The 19,223-nt window shown below is 46.8% G+C and carries 14 protein-coding genes; 6 read left to right on the top strand and 8 right to left on the bottom strand.

Going from position 1 to position 19,223, the window contains the following annotated elements:
* Nucleotides 1-78 precede the first annotated feature (78 nt).
* The 5 genes from thiC to thiD all read left to right on the top strand — a co-directional run bounded on the left by thiC (nt 79) and on the right by thiD (nt 4,369).
* A complete protein-coding gene (thiC, locus tag VIG27_RS14155) occupies nt 79-1,386 on the top strand; it encodes a phosphomethylpyrimidine synthase ThiC (RefSeq protein WP_394523173.1) in 1,308 nt (435 codons plus the stop codon).
* A 90-nt stretch (nt 1,387-1,476) separates the two neighbouring features.
* Nucleotides 1,477-1,977, top strand: a complete 501-nt coding sequence (thiW, locus tag VIG27_RS14160; protein ID WP_394527597.1) for an energy coupling factor transporter S component ThiW — start codon at nt 1,477-1,479, stop codon at nt 1,975-1,977.
* A gap of 13 nt (nt 1,978-1,990) precedes the next feature.
* Nucleotides 1,991-2,881 (top strand): hydroxyethylthiazole kinase, encoded by an 891-nt coding sequence (thiM, locus tag VIG27_RS14165; RefSeq protein ID WP_394523174.1) that lies wholly within the window; start codon nt 1,991-1,993, stop codon nt 2,879-2,881.
* Nucleotides 2,868-3,509 carry a thiamine phosphate synthase gene (gene thiE / locus VIG27_RS14170; protein WP_394523175.1) on the top strand — a complete coding sequence of 214 codons (642 nt, stop codon included), beginning with the start codon at nt 2,868-2,870 and terminating at the stop codon, nt 3,507-3,509. Before thiM ends, thiE begins: the two co-directional genes overlap by 14 nt.
* A complete protein-coding gene (thiD, locus tag VIG27_RS14175) occupies nt 3,506-4,369 on the top strand; it encodes a bifunctional hydroxymethylpyrimidine kinase/phosphomethylpyrimidine kinase (protein WP_394523176.1) in 864 nt (287 codons plus the stop codon). Before thiE ends, thiD begins: the two co-directional genes overlap by 4 nt.
* A gap of 55 nt (nt 4,370-4,424) precedes the next feature.
* Here thiD and VIG27_RS14180 read toward each other — a convergent pair whose 3' ends face one another.
* Nucleotides 4,425-7,493 carry a glycoside hydrolase family 2 TIM barrel-domain containing protein gene (locus VIG27_RS14180; protein ID WP_394523177.1) on the bottom strand — a complete coding sequence of 1,023 codons (3,069 nt, stop codon included), beginning with the start codon at nt 7,491-7,493 and terminating at the stop codon, nt 4,425-4,427.
* A 448-nt stretch (nt 7,494-7,941) separates the two neighbouring features.
* Between VIG27_RS14180 and VIG27_RS14185 the strand changes: the two genes are divergently transcribed.
* The gene (locus VIG27_RS14185) at nt 7,942-9,957 is read left to right on the top strand and encodes a thioredoxin domain-containing protein (protein WP_394523178.1); all 2,016 of its coding nucleotides are present in this window, start codon (nt 7,942-7,944) and stop codon (nt 9,955-9,957) included.
* Here the strand turns inward: VIG27_RS14185 and VIG27_RS14190 are convergent.
* The 7 genes from VIG27_RS14190 to VIG27_RS14220 form a co-directional block, all read right to left on the bottom strand.
* Nucleotides 9,949-11,049 (bottom strand): GntR family transcriptional regulator, encoded by a 1,101-nt coding sequence (locus tag VIG27_RS14190; RefSeq protein ID WP_394523179.1) that lies wholly within the window; start codon nt 11,047-11,049, stop codon nt 9,949-9,951. The genes VIG27_RS14185 and VIG27_RS14190 overlap by 9 nt on opposite strands.
* 10 nt (nt 11,050-11,059) lie before the next feature.
* Complete coding sequence (locus VIG27_RS14195) at nt 11,060-11,755, bottom strand: L-ribulose-5-phosphate 4-epimerase (protein ID WP_394523180.1); 696 nt, start codon at nt 11,753-11,755, stop codon at nt 11,060-11,062.
* A gap of 25 nt (nt 11,756-11,780) precedes the next feature.
* On the bottom strand, nt 11,781-13,379 hold the full coding sequence (locus tag VIG27_RS14200) for a xylulokinase (protein ID WP_394523181.1): 1,599 nt from the start codon (nt 13,377-13,379) through the stop codon (nt 11,781-11,783).
* Between the two features lie 60 nt (nt 13,380-13,439).
* Entirely contained in the window at nt 13,440-14,933 is a 1,494-nt protein-coding gene (araA, locus tag VIG27_RS14205; protein WP_394523182.1) for an L-arabinose isomerase, read from the bottom strand.
* Between the two features lie 19 nt (nt 14,934-14,952).
* Nucleotides 14,953-16,470, bottom strand: coding sequence for an alpha-N-arabinofuranosidase (locus VIG27_RS14210; RefSeq protein WP_394523183.1), 1,518 nt, complete (start codon nt 16,468-16,470; stop codon nt 14,953-14,955).
* A 36-nt stretch (nt 16,471-16,506) separates the two neighbouring features.
* Nucleotides 16,507-17,160, bottom strand: coding sequence for a fructose-6-phosphate aldolase (fsa, locus tag VIG27_RS14215; RefSeq protein WP_394523184.1), 654 nt, complete (start codon nt 17,158-17,160; stop codon nt 16,507-16,509).
* Nucleotides 17,161-17,750: 590 nt separating this feature from the next.
* Nucleotides 17,751-19,190 carry a D-alanyl-D-alanine carboxypeptidase family protein gene (locus tag VIG27_RS14220; protein ID WP_394523185.1) on the bottom strand — a complete coding sequence of 480 codons (1,440 nt, stop codon included), beginning with the start codon at nt 19,188-19,190 and terminating at the stop codon, nt 17,751-17,753.
* Nucleotides 19,191-19,223 lie beyond the last annotated feature (33 nt).

The raw sequence follows: 19,223 nt of genomic DNA on the forward strand, positions 1-19,223 counted from the left end.
TGTTGGTATGGGCTCTTTTTTTGTAATTTTCTAAAAAGCCCTCGTCAATCCCTCCGGATAACAAAAGGAGGATTTAAAATGAATTACACCACACAAATGGATGCGGCAAGAAAAGGCATTCTGACCAAAGAATTACTGGCGGTTGCCGAAAAGGAACAATGGGAACCGGAAAAGCTTCAGCAGCTGGTCGCGGAAGGAAAGGTTGCGATTCCTGCAAACAAACACCATACCTGCTTAAATCCAAATGGAATCGGTTCCATGCTGAAAACCAAGATCAACGTAAACCTCGGTACTTCCAGGGATTTAAATGACTTGAACATGGAACTTGAAAAAGTAAATGATGCCGTTGCCATGGGTGCGGAATCCATTATGGATTTAAGTTCTTACGGTGACACCAGAAAATTCCGCAAAAAGCTGACCGGCGAATGCCCTGCCATCATCGGAACCGTTCCCATCTACGACGCCGTGGTCTATTACCACAAGGCTCTTGGGGAAATTACTGCCGAAGAATGGATTCAGATTGTGGAAATGCATGCCAAAGACGGTGTGGATTTTATGACCATACATGTGGGAATCAACAAAGAGACCGCACGGAGATTCAAAGAAGCCAAACGTCTGACCAACATAGTTTCCAGAGGCGGCTCCATTATCTTTGCCTGGATGGAGATGACCGGACAGGAAAATCCCTTCTACGAGCATTACGACCGGATTCTGGAAATATGTGCAGAACATGATGTGACTTTAAGTCTGGGGGATGCCTGCCGCCCCGGCTGCATTGAAGATGCCTCCGATATTTCCCAGATCGAGGAGCTGGTGACTCTGGGAGAGCTGACCCGCCGTGCCTGGGAGAAACATGTCCAGGTCATTATCGAAGGTCCTGGCCATATGCCTCTTGATCAGATCGCTGCCAACATGAAGATTCAGCAGACCATCTGCAAAGGAGCTCCCTTCTACGTTCTAGGTCCGTTGGTTACGGATATTGCTCCTGGATACGATCATATCACTTCTGCCATCGGAGGAGCCATTGCCGCTGCCGCAGGCGCTTCTTTTCTCTGCTATGTGACTCCTGCAGAGCACTTAAGACTGCCGGATGCCAATGACGTGAAAGAAGGAATCATCTCCGCCCGAATTGCTGCTCACGCCGCAGATATTGCCAAAGGCATCAAAGGAGCCAAGGACTGGGATCACCAGATGAGTGATGCAAGAAAACGCCTGGATTGGGAAGCCATGTTCCATCTTGCCATTGATCCGGAAAAAGCCAGACGTTACCGGGAGACCTCTAAACCGGAAAAAGAAGACACCTGCTCCATGTGCGGTAATTTCTGCGCCATGAAAAATATGAACCGGATTCTGGATGGAGAAATGATCACCATCTTTGATGAATGATCTATTGTTTGATTTGTTTGAACAGGAGGAATTTTCGTGAATAACAAGGTATATGCAACAATACATAGAACCCCCCAGGGGGATCAGAGAATTAAAATCAAAAAACTGGCCGTCAGCGGTATGCTGGCAGCCTTTACCGTAGCACTCTCCGGCTTTTCCATCCCCATCGGTGCATCCAGATGTTTCCCCATTCAGCACCTGGTCAATGTGTTGGCCGGTATATTTTTAGGACCTGTTTATGGAGTTTCCATGGCATTTTGCACCTCCCTGATCCGAAACCTGATGGGAACCGGAAGCCTTCTTGCATTTCCCGGAAGCATGGTAGGTGCCTTTCTTGGGGCATACCTTTATAAAAAAACCGGCCGGGTTTCTCTCACCTGTCTGGGAGAAATCATCGGCACCGGATTCATCGGCGCCACGCTCTGCTATCCCGTTTCCGCACTTTTCATGGGTAAGGATGTGGGCCTATTCTTTTTTGTGGTTCCATTTCTCATGAGTACGGTCTGCGGTACTATACTGGCTGCATTTTTACTGGTAATCCTCCGACGTCTGGGACTGGTATCCTATCTGACCCGGCAGATGAACGAATAGAAAGGAAGGCATTATGAAACTGGAACACTGGGGCTCTCTGATCGGTCTGGTCAGGGAAAAACGCCCGCTCATTCACTGTATCACCAATTATGTGACCGCAAGAGACACCGCCAATGCCATTCTGGCCTGCGGCGGTTCTCCTGTGATGGCAGACCAACCGGAGGAGGTTAAAGAGGTGACCGGCATTTCCGACTGCCTTTTATTAAATACGGGGACTCCAAACAAACACTCAAAAACCGCCATGAAAAAGGCAGGAAGAGAAGCAAACCGGCTTCATCATCCGGTTATTCTTGATCCCGTAGGGATTGGCGTCTCTGCTTATCGGATGGATTTGATCCTGGAAGTATTAAAGAACGTAAAAATTACCGTCATCCGGGGAAATGCTTCGGAAATTCGCATCCTCCTAAACATTCTGACGGATGTAACATCAAAATCCAACCAGCCTCCCTCCCACGGCGTAGATGCCTCCCCGGAGGATCAAATCACCGGAGATAACATAACCGGGCTTGTGGAAACGGCAAAAGCATTAAGTGCCATGACCGGAGCGGTCACTGTCATAACAGGAATCACCGACATTGTTTCCACCGGGAGCGAAACCAGGCTCATAAAAAATGGCTGTTCTGAGATGGCACAAATCACAGGGAGCGGCTGCATGTTAGACGGTGTCATCGCTTCCTATGTGGCAGCCGTTCAGGATTTTTCTTCTTCGGATACCGGCCAGTCCGGCCTTTTAAAAGCGGTCTCTCTTGCCACCGCCGTTTACGGCCTCTGCGGAGAACGGGCAGCACAAAAAACAAAGGAGTCCCAGGGAGGAACCGGCAGCTTTCACCAATTTTTTATGGACGAAATCAGCCGTTGTGGGGAATCGGATTTGAAGGGAGGATTGAACATTGAAATTTCATAAAGACATGCTTCTTCTCTATGCCATCACGGACCAGGCATACACAGGAGAGAAGAATTTATTGCAGCAGATCGAAGAAGCACTTGCATCCGGAGTTACCTGTTTACAGCTCCGGGAAAAAAATATGGACAAACAGGATTTTCTGAACGAAGCCATGGCTGTCCGGAAGCGAACCCGGCAATATGGGGTTCCTCTCATCATTAACGATGATGTGGAGATTGCCATTGCGTGTAATGCGGACGGCGTGCATGTGGGCCAGGAGGACTTGACCGCCGGGGAAGTCCGCAGGCGCATCGGCCCCGACCGGATTCTGGGAGTGACTGTAAAGACTGCCGAACAGGCAGTAAAAGCATGGAAGGACGGAGCGGATTACCTAGGCTGCGGGGCTGTTTTTCCAAGCCCAACGAAAAAGAATGCCATTGCAATCACCATGGATCAGCTATCCGCCATCTGCCGCTCGGTTCCCATTCCGGTAACAGCCATTGGCGGAATCACATATGAAAATGTTTCTCTTTTGCAGGGAACCGGAATTGGGGGAGTCTCCGTCATTTCCGGCATCTTCGGTCAGAGTGACATTCCTGCTGCCGTCCGGGCTTTAAAAGAAGAGGTCAGAAAGGTGGTGGTATCATGAGCCTGTTTCTCCCATCCGTTCTGACCATCGCAGGCTCCGATTCCAGCGGCGGTGCCGGAATCCAGGCAGACTTAAAAACCATTACTGCTCTGGGACTTTACGGTTCCAGTGCGATCACTGCCCTGACCGCCCAAAACACCACTGGAGTCTATTTGACAGAAGCCGTGAATCCCAAAATGCTTGCCCGGCAGCTGGAGGCGGTCTTTTCTGACATTCCTCCCCAGGCGGTGAAAATCGGCATGGCAGGAAATGTTTCTTCCATAGAAGTCATAGCGGATAAACTGTCCTGCTACCCTAAGATTCCGGTTGTCTTAGACCCGGTCATGGTCTCCACCAGCGGAGGAACCCTTTTACAGGCAGAGGCATTAAAAACCCTGATTGAACGGTTGTTCCCCCTGGCGGCCCTGGTTACCCCCAATATTCTGGAAACAGAGGTACTTTTATCCCCAAAGAAACGGCTTCTATCCAAAAGAGATATGGAAGAAGCCGCATCAGAACTGTCCGGGAAGTACCAAACTGCCTTTTTACTGAAAGGGGGACACTGTGAAACGTATGCCGACGATGTATTATGCCATGACGGTACGCTTACCTGGTTTCCCGGAAAACGAATCCCTACCCCAAACACTCACGGGACCGGCTGCACGTTATCCTCTGCCATCGCCTGTGGGCTGGCAAAAGGTAAAACAATGACGGAAAGCATTGCAGCCGCCAAGGAATACTTAAATGGTGCACTGATGGCGGGGCTTGATTTAGGGAAAGGCAGCGGTCCGATATGGCATGGATGGCAAGCAACTATGGGAGAAACTACTGCCTTCCCTCCGGTTTTGCTCAAGCAGAAAGACCACCCTATCACCCCCTAAGTTTACAAGGGTGGTCTTTTTTTGCCAATTTGTGGGACTTTATAAAAAAACCGTCTTACCATTGGTTGCGTTCCGGCACCAGTCTTACTTCATAGGTAAACGCTTCCTCGTCAAACATATACTCCTTCTTCAAATCCGGTCCGCAGCTTTCAGAGCCGATGCCGTTTTGGCGGTAATCCAGGCAAAGAACCGTACTATCTGCCGGAACAAGTTCAAAGTTATGCTTTTTCTCCGTCAATTCCTCCTGTGTGTAAATGGATGCATTAAATGAAAATGCCCGTTCCGATGCCGCATGGAGAGAAACGTTTCTTCCCTTTACCGTAACAAAATCGCAGTCGCTTCTGCTTCCGTTTTCCTGTGGTTTCAAATAATCCTCGTGCATATCCTTTACACAGGCAGTAAACAGTCCGTGATAACTGGCCCTTCTCTTATCCATATAATTTTCAAACGGCCCAAGTCCATAATAGGTCACCTGATCCATCTGCCTGGGAAGAAAGAGACGGAGTCCAAATCTTGGAAGTTCCGGGAATTCCCCGTCTTTTTTCACTTCCAGCTTCCCATCAATCATACCATTCGGATGAATGATCCACTGTGCATCAATATTTAATATTCTCTGGATCGTTGCTGCGGTAATGGACAAAGTGGTCTTAACCTCCACCCGGTCTTCCAAGACTTCAAACGTAGTTTCATACGCTCTGGAGATTGCCCTGTGGTAATGTGCTTCCAGCCATTCGTTTTTGATCTTGCTGTCATTATCCGTAGGCGCTCTCCAGATGTTATATTCCATGGGACGGTCCAGAAGAGAGGCATTTTCATAATACATCTCCTGGAAACAGCCGGTAAGCTTGTTATAGGTATAGGTGAATGTCTCTCCATTTATGGTCAGATAACGGTCATCCTCTTCCGTTTTTAACGCCTTTTCTAAGCTTTCTCCTGTTCCAGGATTCTTTAACAGCTTGACGGCGGTCTGGTTTCTTCCATCTTGATTTTCCAGACGGATCTCATCAAACCCCAGACAATGTCCTGACTCAAGGAAATTGGATCCATTCTTTAACAAATAGCTTATCTTTAAATAGCAGGTTCCAGCTTCGGGGACTTTAAAATGAAGCGTCACGGTTCCCTCTTTATGAGGACAGATATCTAACAATAACTCTTCCTCAATGATTCCCTGATGGATCACTTCCCCGTCACAGGTCACCTCATAAGCCAGAAAAACGTAATCTTTTAAGTTTACAAAATCCATGTAATTGCGAAGCACCATTTGACCGGAGCTCTGATCATAGGAAACCACTCTTATGGGGCGGTAAACATTTTTAAACTCCTTCAGCCCTGTGTGGGGCTTTCTGTCCGGGTACACCAGTCCATCCATGCAGAAATTATTATCATGAGGATATTCCCCATGATCTCCGCCGTAAAGATACATAGGCTTTCCGTCCAGATTTCTCCCCTGGTATATGGCGTGGTCACACCATTCCCATACAAATCCTCCGCATACTTTCTCGTACTGTTCAAATACTTTAAAATAATCTTCCAGATCACCGGGTCCATTTCCCATGGCATGGCTGTATTCACACAGGATCATTGGCTTTCCTGTGTTTCTTGCCATATACTCATGGATTTCCTCCAAACTCGGATACATGCGGCTGTATAAATCCAGATTGGAATAATCATAGGTCTTATCCGCCGCCCGAAAGCGGGCTCCCTCGTAATGAGTCAGTCTGGAAGGGTCAAATTTTTTTGTCCAGGCAAGCGCTGCTTCAAAGGTACAGCCATAGGCACACTCATTTCCCATGGACCAGATGACAACACAGGTACGGTTCTTATCCCGTTCCACAAGAAGCCTGGCCCGGTCAACCGTAGCCTCCGTAAATTCCGGATTATCTGCAATGGCTCGGTTCCAGCGGTCTCTCCTGATTTCCTCCCTGCGGTTTTCCATATAGACGGATGCGGTGCCATGGCTTTCATTATCCGCTTCGTCAATCACATAAAAACCGTATTCATCACACAACTGATAGAACTGGGGGGCATTGGGATAGTGGCTGGTTCGGATGGCATTTATGTTATGTTCCTTCATCAGTTTCATATCCGTCTTCATCTGTTCCAGGCTGATAGAAAAACCGGTTACAGGATCGCTGTCATGACGGTTCACTCCATGAAACTTAATTTTCTGCCCGTTGAAATAAATCACACCATCCCGAACGGATATTTCCCGAATCCCCACACGGTCCACGATGACTTCATTCTGGGTTTCAAAAATAATGGAATACAAATAAGGCTGCTCCGCATTCCAAAGAACAGGATCATCTATGGTTACGTCAATCCTTCCATCTGAACTCCCTCCCTCTCTGAATGCCGCTGCATTGCCGCTTTGGTCAAGAACTGTAACCTTTAGAGGAACCTCTTTTCCGAAAAAGACCACCTTTGCCTGAATATGGGCCTTTCCATCCTCCCGGACGGTCTGGATAAAATAATCAAAAATCCCTTCTTCCGGCCGTTTTAACAAATACACGTCGCGGAAAATGCCGGTCATACGGAATTTGTCCTGATCCTCCAAATAGCTTCCGTCACACCATTTCAGGACCAGAACAGACAGGGTATTTTCCCCTTCCCTGATGTGCATTGTCACGTCAAATTCACTGGTACCGTGGGATACCTGGCTGTATCCGATGTAGCTTCCGTTTAACCATACATAAAAGCAGGAATCCACTCCTTCAAAATTTAAAAATGCCTTGGGCGCATTATTGTCTCTCTGATAAACAAAATGATGGACGTATGCCCCACAGGGATTCTCCGCCGGGACATAGGGCGGGTCCATGGGAAACGGGTAGCGGGTATTGGTATACTGGTGTTTGTCATAGCCATAATTTTGAAAACAGCCCGGAACCGGGATTTCCTCAAAGCTGCTAATGTCATAGTCTTCCCGGAAAAATTCATCGTTTACATCATAAATGCTGTCATAATAGCGGAATTTCCAGTTTCCGTTTAACAACTGGAACCGATCCGAATTCTCTCTCCGTTCCGTCAAATCAAAAAGCACCTTTGAGGCCGGGATGTAGTAGGCTCTGTTTGGCATGGTATTTTCATGAAGCAGATGCAGATTTTCGTAATGTCTGGGTACGATCATGGGTTCATCCTCCTTGTTATACTACCCTTATTATAAAAGGAAGCCGCAGAAAATCCATAGCTCGGATTAAACAAAATATGTACAAAATGATACCCGTGCCTTTTTCAGGAAGTTAAAAATACGTCCCCAATTTTCGCCAAATCATGATGCCTGACTCCGTGATAAAACGCCATTATGTTGTAGGATTTTTTATTCGTTACCACCCAATCTTTCAATATGCTGGCAAAAGCGACTAAATCCTTGTAATTATTTGTGGTTTTATGTCATGTTTTCAGATACTAACAAACAATCCACAATTATTTCCACATTATTGTGGATAACTGCAATTTGGGGGCACAGTACCTGCTGATGGCCGGTACTTTTTGTATAAGAAATGAAATAGTGCGTACGATAACTCTTATTGAAGACAAATAATCTATTTTCGCAAAAGATTTCTGGAGGAATTCATTTGAACGAGCTAAGTAAAGAAAAATCCCCTTATCTTCTGCAGCACGCTGCAAATCCGGTGAATTGGTTTCCCTGGAAACCCAAAGCCTTTGAGAAAGCAAAAGAAGAAGATAAACCAATTTTTTTAAGTATTGGGTATAGCACCTGCCACTGGTGCCATGTCATGGCCCATGAATCATTTGAAGATACTCAGGTGGCTGCCCTCCTTAACCGGGATTATATCTGCATCAAAGTGGACCGGGAGGAACGGCCGGATATCGACGCCGTTTACATGGCGGTCTGCCAGATGTTTACAGGCTCCGGGGGCTGGCCCCTTACGATTCTTATGACGCCGGATCAAAAGCCGTTTTGGGCCGGAACCTATCTGCCAAAAACAGAAACCTATGGAAGAATGGGCCTTATGGAGCTGCTGGAAGCCGTCCGTCAAATGTGGGAAAGCGACCGGAACGCACTTCTATCCAAGGGCGAACAGATTACCAGCTTATTAAACAAACCACAACCTGCAGGGAAGAAAACAGCCGATTTAAACAAAACCATCTTGTTACAGGCAGCCAGACAATTGAAAAGCAGCTATGACCCCAAGTGGGGCGGATTTGGGTCCGCTCCTAAATTTCCTACTCCCCACAATCTTCTGTTTCTTTTACAGGTTTTCCTGTTGGAGCAAGACGATTCTGCCCTGAAAATGGTCAAGCATACACTTACCCAAATGTTCCGGGGCGGCATCTTCGACCATCTGGGCGGCGGTTTTTCCCGCTATTCCACCGATGAAAAATGGCTGGTGCCTCATTTTGAAAAAATGCTCTATGACAACGCCTTGCTGGCCCTTGCCTATCTGGAAGCATACCATGTGACGGGTGAATCATTTTTTTCCAGAATTGCAGCACGTACCCTGGATTACGCCATAAACGAGCTGCTTGATGAAAACGGCGGTTTTTATTGCGGACAGGATGCCGACAGTGAGGGAATCGAGGGAAAGTATTATGTATTTACCAGAAATGAAATTTACGATGTTTTGGGAGAAGCCGATGGCCCCGTTTTCTGCCAGTATTTCGGAATAACGGAGCATGGGAATTTTGAAGGAAAGAATATTTTAAATTTACTGGACAATCCCCGTTATGCCGAGACTGACCACCAGATAAAAGAGCTTGTTCAAAAACTCTACACCTATCGTTTCAACCGTACCCGGCTGCATAAGGACGATAAGGTGCTGACTTCCTGGAATGCCCTTATGATCGCTGCTTTGGCAAAAGCCGGCTGGCTCCTTGACCGCCCACAATATATCCAAACTGCCAGAAACGTACATTCCTTTATAAAAACAGCCCTGACCGATGAACAGGGAAATCTCATGCTTCGCTGGCGCGAGGGGGAAGCTGCAAATGACGGTCAGCTGGATGATTATGCATTTTATGCCTATGCCATGCTGGAGCTATACAAAGCCACCTATGATACAGAATATTTACAGCAGGCCATCCGCACCGCAGAGCAGATGCTTTATAACTTTGAGGATGCTGACCAAGGCGGCTTTTTCCTTTATTCCAAGAACAGCGAACAGTTAATTAACCGCCCGAAAGAAACCTATGACGGTGCCATTCCCTCCGGCAACTCAGTGGCAGCCGTAGTGCTGGAACAGCTTTCCAAACTGACAGGAGAACAAAAGTGGCAGCAATTAAGCCGCCGTCAGCTCCATTTCCTTACCAACGCCATAGAGGACTACCCGGCGGGACACAGTATGGCTTTGCTTGCCGTGTCACAGGCAGTTTATTCCTCCTCGGAGCTTATTTGTGTAACTGCCGGAAACAATATTCCTCGGGAACTGACTGCTTATTTGAGACGCACTCCTACCGTCAACTTGTCTGTCCTTGTCAAAACCAAAGAAAACCAGGAGGACTTGGAAAAAGCCGCTCCCTTTACAGCAAGCTACCCGGTTCCCGCAAACGGAACGGTCTATTACTTCTGTCAAAACGGAGCCTGTGCTTCACCGACCGACGATCTTTCCACCCTGCTCCATCTATTTTGACCGGTTCACACAGGATTCCCGGATCACCAGCTCCGGCTTTAAAATCCGTTTAACCCGGCTTTCCTCATCAGGAATTCCGTTTATCTTTTCTAAAAGAAGTTCTGCTGCCATTGCCCCAAGCCGTTCCTGAGGGTGGGCAATGGTGGTCAGCTTCACCATTCCGTTTTCCGCAATAAAGGAATTGTCATAACCTGTTACGGAAATATCCCCGGGCACAGACAGGCCGCTTTTTTCAAGGGTTTTTATGACCTCAAGGGCAATTTGGTCGTTGTAGCAGACGATTCCGTCGATCTCCCTTCCCTCTTCCAGCAGATACTTTAAAATTTCCGACGGCTTGATGGTCCGGTCTTCCGTATGAAACCAGATGACCATATCCGGATCATAGGAAAATCCGGACTCCTGCAAAGCCTTCACATAGCCCTTGTGGCGGTCTCTTCCCTGGATATCATCCGCCTTAAAAATGCCCAGAATATGCTTATGCCCAAGGTCAATCAAATACCGGGTGACCAGATATCCGCCCATACGGTCATCCATGAGAATATGAGGCTTCTGCTTCATCTGGGAATAGTAACCCTGGATAAATACATAGGGAATCTGGTAAAAATCCAGCTTATCATACAGCCCTTTGTGACCACACATGATCTCGCTTTTGCTCGGCTCAATGATCAGACCGTCAATCCCCTTTTCCAACATCTCTTCCAGGCATTTGCTTTCCTTTCGCCTGCTGTTCCCGGTGTTTTTAAGAATAATGCTGTATCCGCCTCCCGTAAGCACGCGGTCGATTCCCTGAATCAGTCTGGGAAATATATAATCAGATAAATAAGTGGTAATGACCGCTACATTGCCCGTTCCTTTTTTCCCACCTGCTTTTCTGGAAACAAAGGTCCCTCTTCCATGCTCTGCCTCAATAAATCCTTCCTGTTCCAGAATGGAAAGTGCCTTTCTGACCGTATGGCGGCTGACGTGACAGGAGGCGGACAACTCATTTTCCGATGGCAGACGGTCTCCGGGCTTTCTTTTTCCTGAAATAATCTCTTGCTTCAGTTCTTCCATTAACACATAATATTTTGTTTTTCCGCTGTCCTCTGCCATATGAAACTCCTTATGATTGGTTCTGTCCGTAGTATGCATTCGGACCATGCTTACGCAGGAAATGCTTATCCTGCATGCTTTGAGGTGCCGGAACCACCGATGGATTGAGAATTTCTGTCATCAGATTCATTTTCGCAATTTCTTCCAGCACAACCGCATTATGGACCGCATTGGCCGCATCCGTTCCCCAGGTAAACGGACCATGGTTTTTGCAAAGAACCGCAGGAACATACATGGGATTTCTTCCTTTCAGGGTCTCAATGATCACTTTTCCCGTGTTCTTCTCATAGCCTTCCCTGATTTCCTCCTCCGTTAAATTTCTGGCACAGGGAATCTCCCCATAAAAATAATCGGCATGAGTGGTGCCATAGCAGGGCAGGGCTCTTCCTGCCTGCGCCCAGGAGGTAGCCATAGGGGAATGGGTATGAACGATTCCGCCCACCCCTTCAAATGCCTTATAGAGTTCCAGATGAGTGGCTGTATCGGAGGAAGGATTTAACTCTCCTTCCACCTTATTTCCCTGAAGGTCCATCACCACCATATCCTCCGGCTTAAGCTTATCATAATCCACTCCGCTGGGCTTAATCACAAAAAGACCCTTTTCCCGGTCGATTCCGCTGACATTTCCCCATGTATAGGTGATAAGCTCTCTTCGGGGCAGTTCCATATTTGCTTCATATACCGCTTTTTTCAGTTCTTTCAGCATTTTTTCCGCCTTTCTGCTCCTGTATTTATTTTAAGCTGTCTACTGCTGCACGTTCTATGGAAAGACCATTTTTATATCGTTCCATAAAAATTTCAAAACCTGTTTCGTCCTCTGGGTCCGGTTCAACAAGGGTTCCGGTTTCCCCGGCAAACACCTTTTTGGCCAGATAGTGATCCAGGGTTTCCCCTTCTTCTCTCCTTATCATGTAGGAAGCTAAAAGTGCAGCCCCCCAGGCACCGCCTTCTCCAGCTGTCTCCATGACAGCAACCGGAACCTTCATAGCAGCCGCCATAATCTTCTGGCCCGCCTCCTTTGTTTTAAAGAGGCCGCCATGCCCCAAAAGCACATCCAGCTTTACGCCTTCTTCATAAAGGATGTCCATTCCCATCTTTAAAGCCCCCAAAGCCGTATAAAGATGAACCCTCATAAAGTTGGCCAGATTAAAACGGCTTTTAGGAGTCCTTACGAACAAGGGCCTGCCTTCTTCAAAATGGGTCAGATGTTCTCCCGATAAATACCCATAGGATAAAAGATTTCCTCCATCCTTATCTCCCTCCAGCGCTTTCTGGTACAGCGTGGAAAACAGGGTGTTTTTATCCGTTTCCATTCCCATGGTCCGGGCAAACTCTTCAAAGAGAGAGACCCAGGCATTTAGATCCGAGGTACAGTTGTTGCAGTGGACCATGGCCACCGGGTCTCCGGCGGGAGTCGTAACCAGATCAATCTCCTGATGGACGTTTGACAATTCCTTTTCCAGAACAACCATCGCAAATACACTGGTTCCCGCAGAAACATTGCCGGTTCTTTTTGCCACGCTGTTGGTCGCCATCATACCGGTCCCTGCGTCTCCCTCAGGCGGACAGAAGGGGATTCCTGCCTTTAAATTTCCGCTGGCATCCAGAAGTTTAGCCCCTTCCTCCGTCAGAACTCCTGCTGCCTCCCCTGCGGTTAAAACCTTTGGCATAATGTCTCTCAACTTCCAGGGAAAGGCTTCTCCTGCAACCAGTTCATCAAACTGTTCCATCATGCGCCCGTGAAACTCTTTTGTATTGCTGTCAATGGGAAACATTCCCGCACAGTCTCCGATTCCCAGCACCCGTTGCCCAGTCAGCTTCCAGTGAACGTAGCCTTCCAAAGTTATGAGATAATCAATCTCCCGAACATGCTCCTCCTTATTGAGGATTGCCTGATACAGGTGGGCAATGCTCCATCTTTGAGGAATATGATAAGAAAACAATTGGGTCAGCTTCCCTGCTGCCTCCTCTGTCATGGTATTTCTCCACGTACGGAAAGGAACCAGGATTTCTCCATTCTTATCAAATGCCATATAGCCATGCATCATCGCGGAGAAGCCGATGGCTCCGATGGTAGTCAGCGTTTCCCCATATTGATTGTAAACGTCCTGTGCCATCTTTTTGTAGCTGTCCTGGACTCCTTTCCAGATATCAGCGATGGAATAGGTCCATATTCCATTTTCATACCGGTTTTCCCAATCATGGCTGCCGGAGGCGATGGGGTCGTGATTTTCATTGATTAATACTGCTTTGATTCTGGTGGAACCAAGTTCCATTCCCAGAGCGGTCCTGCCTTCCCGAATCGCCGCTGCAATTTCTTTTTCCTTCATTTGAAACCCCTCCTTAAAATAGGCCCGCCTCTTTTAAAAGGGGCGGGCCCCGCAAAGTATTTACCGGAATACCACTGAATTCCACCTTAATTCATTTTTTAAATCCCGGATATTTGTTTTTTCATCAATGTAAACGGCTTCAATTCCCATGGATTCCGCCCAGTCGCCCATCTGCTCGGCGGTTAAATCATAGGAAAACGCCGTATGGTGAGCGCCTCCCGCCAATATCCAGCTTTCCGCTCCGGTTGTTAAATTGGGTTCCGGAGTCCAGAATGCGGTGGCTACGGGAAGCTTTGGCATTGGTTTTTCCGTCTTTTTGCAGTTTACCGTATTGATGATCAGGCGGAACCTGTTGCCAAGATCAATGAGAGAGGTGGCAATCCCTTTTCCTTCCTTTGCGGTAAACACCAGCCGGGCCGGATCTTGTCTGTTCCCCATAGACAGCGGGTTCACTTTAATGCCGATCTTACCATCTGCAATGCTGGGGCATACCTCCAGCATATGAGACTGAAGAATCCCTTCTTTTCCGGGAACCAGATTGTAGGTATAGTCCTCCAGAAAAGACGTGCCCTTTGCATCCGTTATGCCCTCTGTCATGAGCTTCATAAGCCGGACCATGGCTGCTGTCTTCCAGTCTCCTTCTCCTCCAAATCCATATCCCTTCTCCATGAGACGCTGGATGGCTAGTCCCGGAAGCTGTTTTAAGGAACCCAGATCTCCGAAATGGGTCACAATTGCCTGATAATCCTTATCCACCAAAAAACGTTCAAACCCCAGCTCGATCTGGGCCTGAACGGCCACGTGGGCCTTAAATTCCTCCGGATCTCTCCCTTCGGTCAAAATTTCATATCTGCTGTAATACTCCTCCACCAAAGCCGATACATCGCCTGCTGCCACGTCGTTTACATACTCTGCGATCTCATTCACCGGATAAGCATCAATCTCCCAGCCGAATTTCATCTGGGCTTCCACCTTATCGCCTTCGGTCACCGCAACATTTCTCATATTGTCGGCAACACGGAGCACACGGATATGACTGCTTTCCATGATTCCAACTGCAGTACGCATCCAGTCCCCGATCCGTCTATGGACATTCTCATCATCCCAGAAGCCTGCAATGACCTTTCTCACGATCCCCATTCTGGTCACCATATGGCCGAATTCCCGGTCCCCGTGGGCCGACTGGTTCTCATTCATGAAATCCATATCTATGGAATCATAAGGAATCTCCCGGTTAAACTGGGTGTGCAGATGAAGGAGAGGCTTTCTGTACTCCTGAAGTCCCAGAATCCATGATTTTGCCGGGGAAAAGGTGTGCATCCAGGTAATGACCCCTGCACAGGTTTCCTCGGCATTGGCCTGCTGAAATAGGGCACGTATGGAAGTGTTGTCAATAAGTACAGGCTTTAATACCACCGGAAACGGAAGTATCCCGCAGGAATTAAGCCGTTCCGTAATAATTGCCGAATGTTCCGCCACATTTCTTAAACATTCTTCTCCATAAAGGTCCTGAGAGCCTGTTGCAAACCAGAATTGATACTGTTTTTTTACCATTTTTTTATCCCTTCTATTTTTATTTTCCAAGACGAATGACATTCCAGGAGGCTTTGTGCAGAGTACTTGTCATGATTCCTCCGTCGATGGCAGACTGGCTGGTCTGTTTTGGAGCCACCTTCTGGCTGAAAGGTCCGTTCTCCGCTTTTAAGTCATCCGATTCCAGTACAATATGCTCTAACACACGGTATCCTTCAAAGCTTCTTACATCGACCGTCATTTCCACATCTTCCGTAAGGCTCCGGTTTACTGCAAAAACAGTTAATTCGTTCTTTTCTTCATGATATACAGGTACCGCTTCCACTGCTGTTACATCCTCATGGGTGGCGGTATCAAACTTGGGCGTGCTGATAACTGGTAATAAAGCGGTGCCGCGGCCATATTTCGATGCATGCATAAACGGATAGAAAATTGTCTGCTTCCAGGCAGCTCCTCCCCCGGCTTCCGTCATGATCGGTGCAATCACATTCACAAGCTGTGCAAGGCATGCGATTTTCACACGGTCCGCATGTTTTAATATTGTGATTAACATAAGCCCCACTAAGAGAGCGTCTTCAAAGTTATAGATATCCTCCAACATTGGCGGTGCTGCCTGCCATGGATGGTTTTCTGTAATATCATTATCCGCCGCATTGGAATGATACCACACGTTCCATTCATCAAAGCTGATTTTGATATCCTTTTTGCCCCTCTTTTTCGCTTTTACAAAATCACAGGTAGCTGTAACTGTACGGATAAACTGATCCATATCATCGGAACAGGCAAGAAAATCTGCGGAATCATTTTTCTGGTTGCCATAGTACTGATGCATGGAAACGTAATCCACATAATCATAGGTGTGTTCCAGGGTGACTGCTTCCCAGTCAGGGAATGTAGGCATGGTCAAAGAAGAGCTTCCGCAGGATACCAGTTCAATGGAGGGATCAATAATCTTCATGGCTCTTGCTGTTTCTTCTGCCAAGCGTCCATACTCCTCCATGGTCTTATGGCCCAGCTGCCACGGACCATCCATTTCATTTCCCAGACACCAGGTCTTGATGTTGTGGGGTTCCTTATATCCATGACGAATCCTCAAGTCACTGTATTTGGTATTTCCCGGATGGTTGCAGTACTCCAATAAATTGCATGCATCTGCAATGCCTCTGGTTCCCAGATTCACCGCCATCATCACATGGGACCCCACATCCCTGGTCCATTTGGTGAATTCATTCAATCCCACCTTATTTTCCTCAATGCTTTTCCATGCAAGTTCCAAACGTCTGGGGCGCTCAGAGACAGGACCAACACTGTCTTCCCAGTAAAAGCCTGAAACAAAGTTGCCGCCCGGATACCGGATAATGGGAACATTCAATTCCCGGATCAGATCCTTTACATCGGCACGAAAACCATTTTCGTCAGCAGTCGGGTGTTCCGGAGCGTATATTCCGTCGTATACGGCACGGCCAAGATGCTCGATAAAAGAACCGTAGATCCTCTCATCGATTTCTGCAATGCAAAATTCCTTATCTATTACCATTTTCACTTTGCTGTATGCCATTTGATATCCCATCCTTTCTGAATTTGTTTCAGTTACTTATTCACCAAATGCTTTGCGGTAATCTTCCTGGAACTTTACAATTCCCTGATCGGTCAAAGGATGCTTTGTCATCTGCTCCAGCACCTTATATGGTACGGTTGCAATGTCCGCTCCGTACTTTGCACAGTCAATCACGTGGACGGGATTGCGGATACTGGCCGCAATGATCTCAGTCTCAATATCATGAAGGGAAAATATCTCCATAATATCCTGGATTAATTCAATTCCCGGCATGGAAATATCATCAAGCCTGCCTAAAAACGGGGAAACATAAGAAGCGCCGGCCCTGGCTGCCAGCAACGCCTGGGCTGCTGAAAATACCAGGGTTACATTGGTTTTAATTCCTTCCTTTGTCAGAACCTTTACTGCTTTCAGCCCCTCTGCGGTCATTGGGATCTTAACCACCATGTTGGGATGAATCCCGGCGATCTGGCGCCCTTCTTCCATCATTCCTTCGGCATCTGCTGTTGTGGCTTTTACCTCTCCGCTGACCGGACCGTCTACAATGGAAGTTATCTCTTCAATCACCTGCTTAAAATCCCTTCCCTCCTTTGCGATCAACGAAGGGTTGGTGGTCACACCGCAGATAATTCCCATGTCATTGGCCTTTCTGATTTCCTCAATGTTTGCCGTGTCTACAAAAAACCTCATACATTTCTACCTCCTGCTTTCTCCATAAGAATGAGAGCCTCATCCTCTTACTATCAATGTATAACTTGTACGCACCATTGCACAAGTTGTTTTTTTGTTTCACAAATTGGGTTTGACAAAAAACGGACAAAAACAGAGGCTTGGCTCCATTCTATCACTCTATAGAATTATATTTTTGATTTGTTGAGACATGCATATTTTTATGATTTAAAAAATACAAGAGAAAAATTTAGGTCAGGGCTATGATTAAAACTACTGAAAAAACTTCACCTTGCTTTGAAATAATAAAACGCCAGCTTTTACCATATTTATCCAATTATGATGTTTCCTACAGGTATTAAGCACAAAAAATGATAAATCATCACTTAATTTCTATATTTTTTTAATGATTTTCTATATAAACAAGACATTTTGCATAATTTTATTTATTTGATTGGTAAATGTTTGTTGACACTTTTTCATCAATATGGGGTATATTATTATTTGTAACCCCCCCAATACATTATATAGTTTTTGCTACACCCCATAAGAAACGAAATACCTTCTCCGAAAAAAGACCAGCTACCCCAGCTGGTCTTTTTCATTGTTGTTTATTTTTTTCCTTTTGTGTTCCGGCGTTCTTTTAACATCCGTTCAAAGGCTTCCGCATCGCCTTCTGCCTTTAAACGCCGCCTTCTCTCTTCTCTCCGAAGCTCACTTTGTCTGAATTCTTTTTTTCTTTTATATGCCACAAATCCCGCAGCGGCTCCGACGATCAGCAACGCACCTGCAATCCCTGCTGCCACAACTCCAAACGAATGACTGTCTGTTGTCTTCTTATCGGCAGGCGGTGTCACTTCTTTTCCGTTTTCCGTCTTTGGTTCCGTGGTGTTTTCCGGAGTTTCCTCACCGGACTCTGCCGCACCGTTCTTTGCAGTCAAGTATGCCTGGCCTACGTTCCGGTCATTATAAGTATACTGAATCAGAGCAACCGCTCCTTTGGGACTGTTTTTTGGAAGTTCTGTTACCAGAGACTCTTCCGCATCGGAAAACTTCGCGTCTTTTGGAAGAGTGATAAAGCGTTTGGGTTCCAGCTCCAGATCGGAAGGCTTATAGGCAGTCTTCCCCACCGTAACCGGATCATCTCCCTGCGTATATTTGGTTTCATTTCCATCCAGCGGTACATTCTGAAAACGGTCGTATCCGAACTGCAGAAGATTTTTTCCGTCAATAAAATACTGCTTGGGACTTCCTTTCAGAATAACGGAAATAAGTCTTCTTCCATCCTGTTCTGCGTAAGTGACCAGCGTATTCCCCGCTTTTATCAAATACCCTGTTTTTCCTGCAACCGCTGCCGGGAAATAGAATTCACTGGATGAATCCTTTGTTTTTACCAGTCGATGTTCATTATAAATGGTCAGTCCCTCCGGATTATTGGCAGTAGGAGGGATGTCATGGCTTAACGCAGAACTGATTTCCACCAGTTTTTTGTTGCCGTATGCTGCTTTTGCAATGATGGCCATATCATAAGCGGTAACATACTGGGTGTCTCCGTTCAGTCCCGACGGATTATCAAAGTGGCTTTCCGTACATCCAAGCTCTTCGATTTTTTGATTCATCATTTTGACAAAGCCTTCTCTGCTTCCAGCCACATGTTCTGCCAGCGCATTGGCAGCCTGATTACAGGAATGAAGAATCAGGGAATACAGGCAGTCTTCTACAGAAAGCTTATCTCCATCGGTTACATTTAACTTATTGCCGCTTCCTGCTTCCACGTTATAGATGGAATCCTTGGAAAAAGTAACCATATCCTCAGGGTCGGCATGTTCAAGTACAATAAGAGCAGTTAATATCTTTGTGATACTGGCAGGGGGATATGCATTATGTATATTCTTCCCAAATATAACTGCTCCTGTATCTGCATCAATAACAATCCCGGCTTCTGCCTGAACGTCCGTATCTGACGGCCAGTCCGGTTTTGCATATACAGTCATAAGAAACAGCTGGCTGATTAATATGCAGCACAGCAATAGTTTTAACTTACGTTTCACGTATCAATCCTCCGACATGAAACATGCCCTAAA

This window comes from Lacrimispora sinapis, from assembly GCF_043633585.1.
GTDB lineage: Bacteria > Bacillota > Clostridia > Lachnospirales > Lachnospiraceae > Lacrimispora > Lacrimispora sinapis.

Coding starts and splice junctions, on each gene's coding strand:
- VIG27_RS14180 (WP_394523177.1), bottom strand. CDS start 7,493: ATGATCGTACCCAGACATTACGAAAATCTGCATCTGCTTCATGAAAAT.
- thiM (WP_394523174.1), top strand. CDS start 1,991: ATGAAACTGGAACACTGGGGCTCTCTGATCGGTCTGGTCAGGGAAAAA.
- VIG27_RS14210 (WP_394523183.1), bottom strand. CDS start 16,470: ATGGCATACAGCAAAGTGAAAATGGTAATAGATAAGGAATTTTGCATT.
- thiD (WP_394523176.1), top strand. CDS start 3,506: ATGAGCCTGTTTCTCCCATCCGTTCTGACCATCGCAGGCTCCGATTCC.
- thiC (WP_394523173.1), top strand. CDS start 79: ATGAATTACACCACACAAATGGATGCGGCAAGAAAAGGCATTCTGACC.
- fsa (WP_394523184.1), bottom strand. CDS start 17,160: ATGAGGTTTTTTGTAGACACGGCAAACATTGAGGAAATCAGAAAGGCC.
- VIG27_RS14190 (WP_394523179.1), bottom strand. CDS start 11,049: ATGGCAGAGGACAGCGGAAAAACAAAATATTATGTGTTAATGGAAGAA.
- araA (WP_394523182.1), bottom strand. CDS start 14,933: ATGGTAAAAAAACAGTATCAATTCTGGTTTGCAACAGGCTCTCAGGAC.
- VIG27_RS14195 (WP_394523180.1), bottom strand. CDS start 11,755: ATGCTGAAAGAACTGAAAAAAGCGGTATATGAAGCAAATATGGAACTG.
- VIG27_RS14200 (WP_394523181.1), bottom strand. CDS start 13,379: ATGAAGGAAAAAGAAATTGCAGCGGCGATTCGGGAAGGCAGGACCGCT.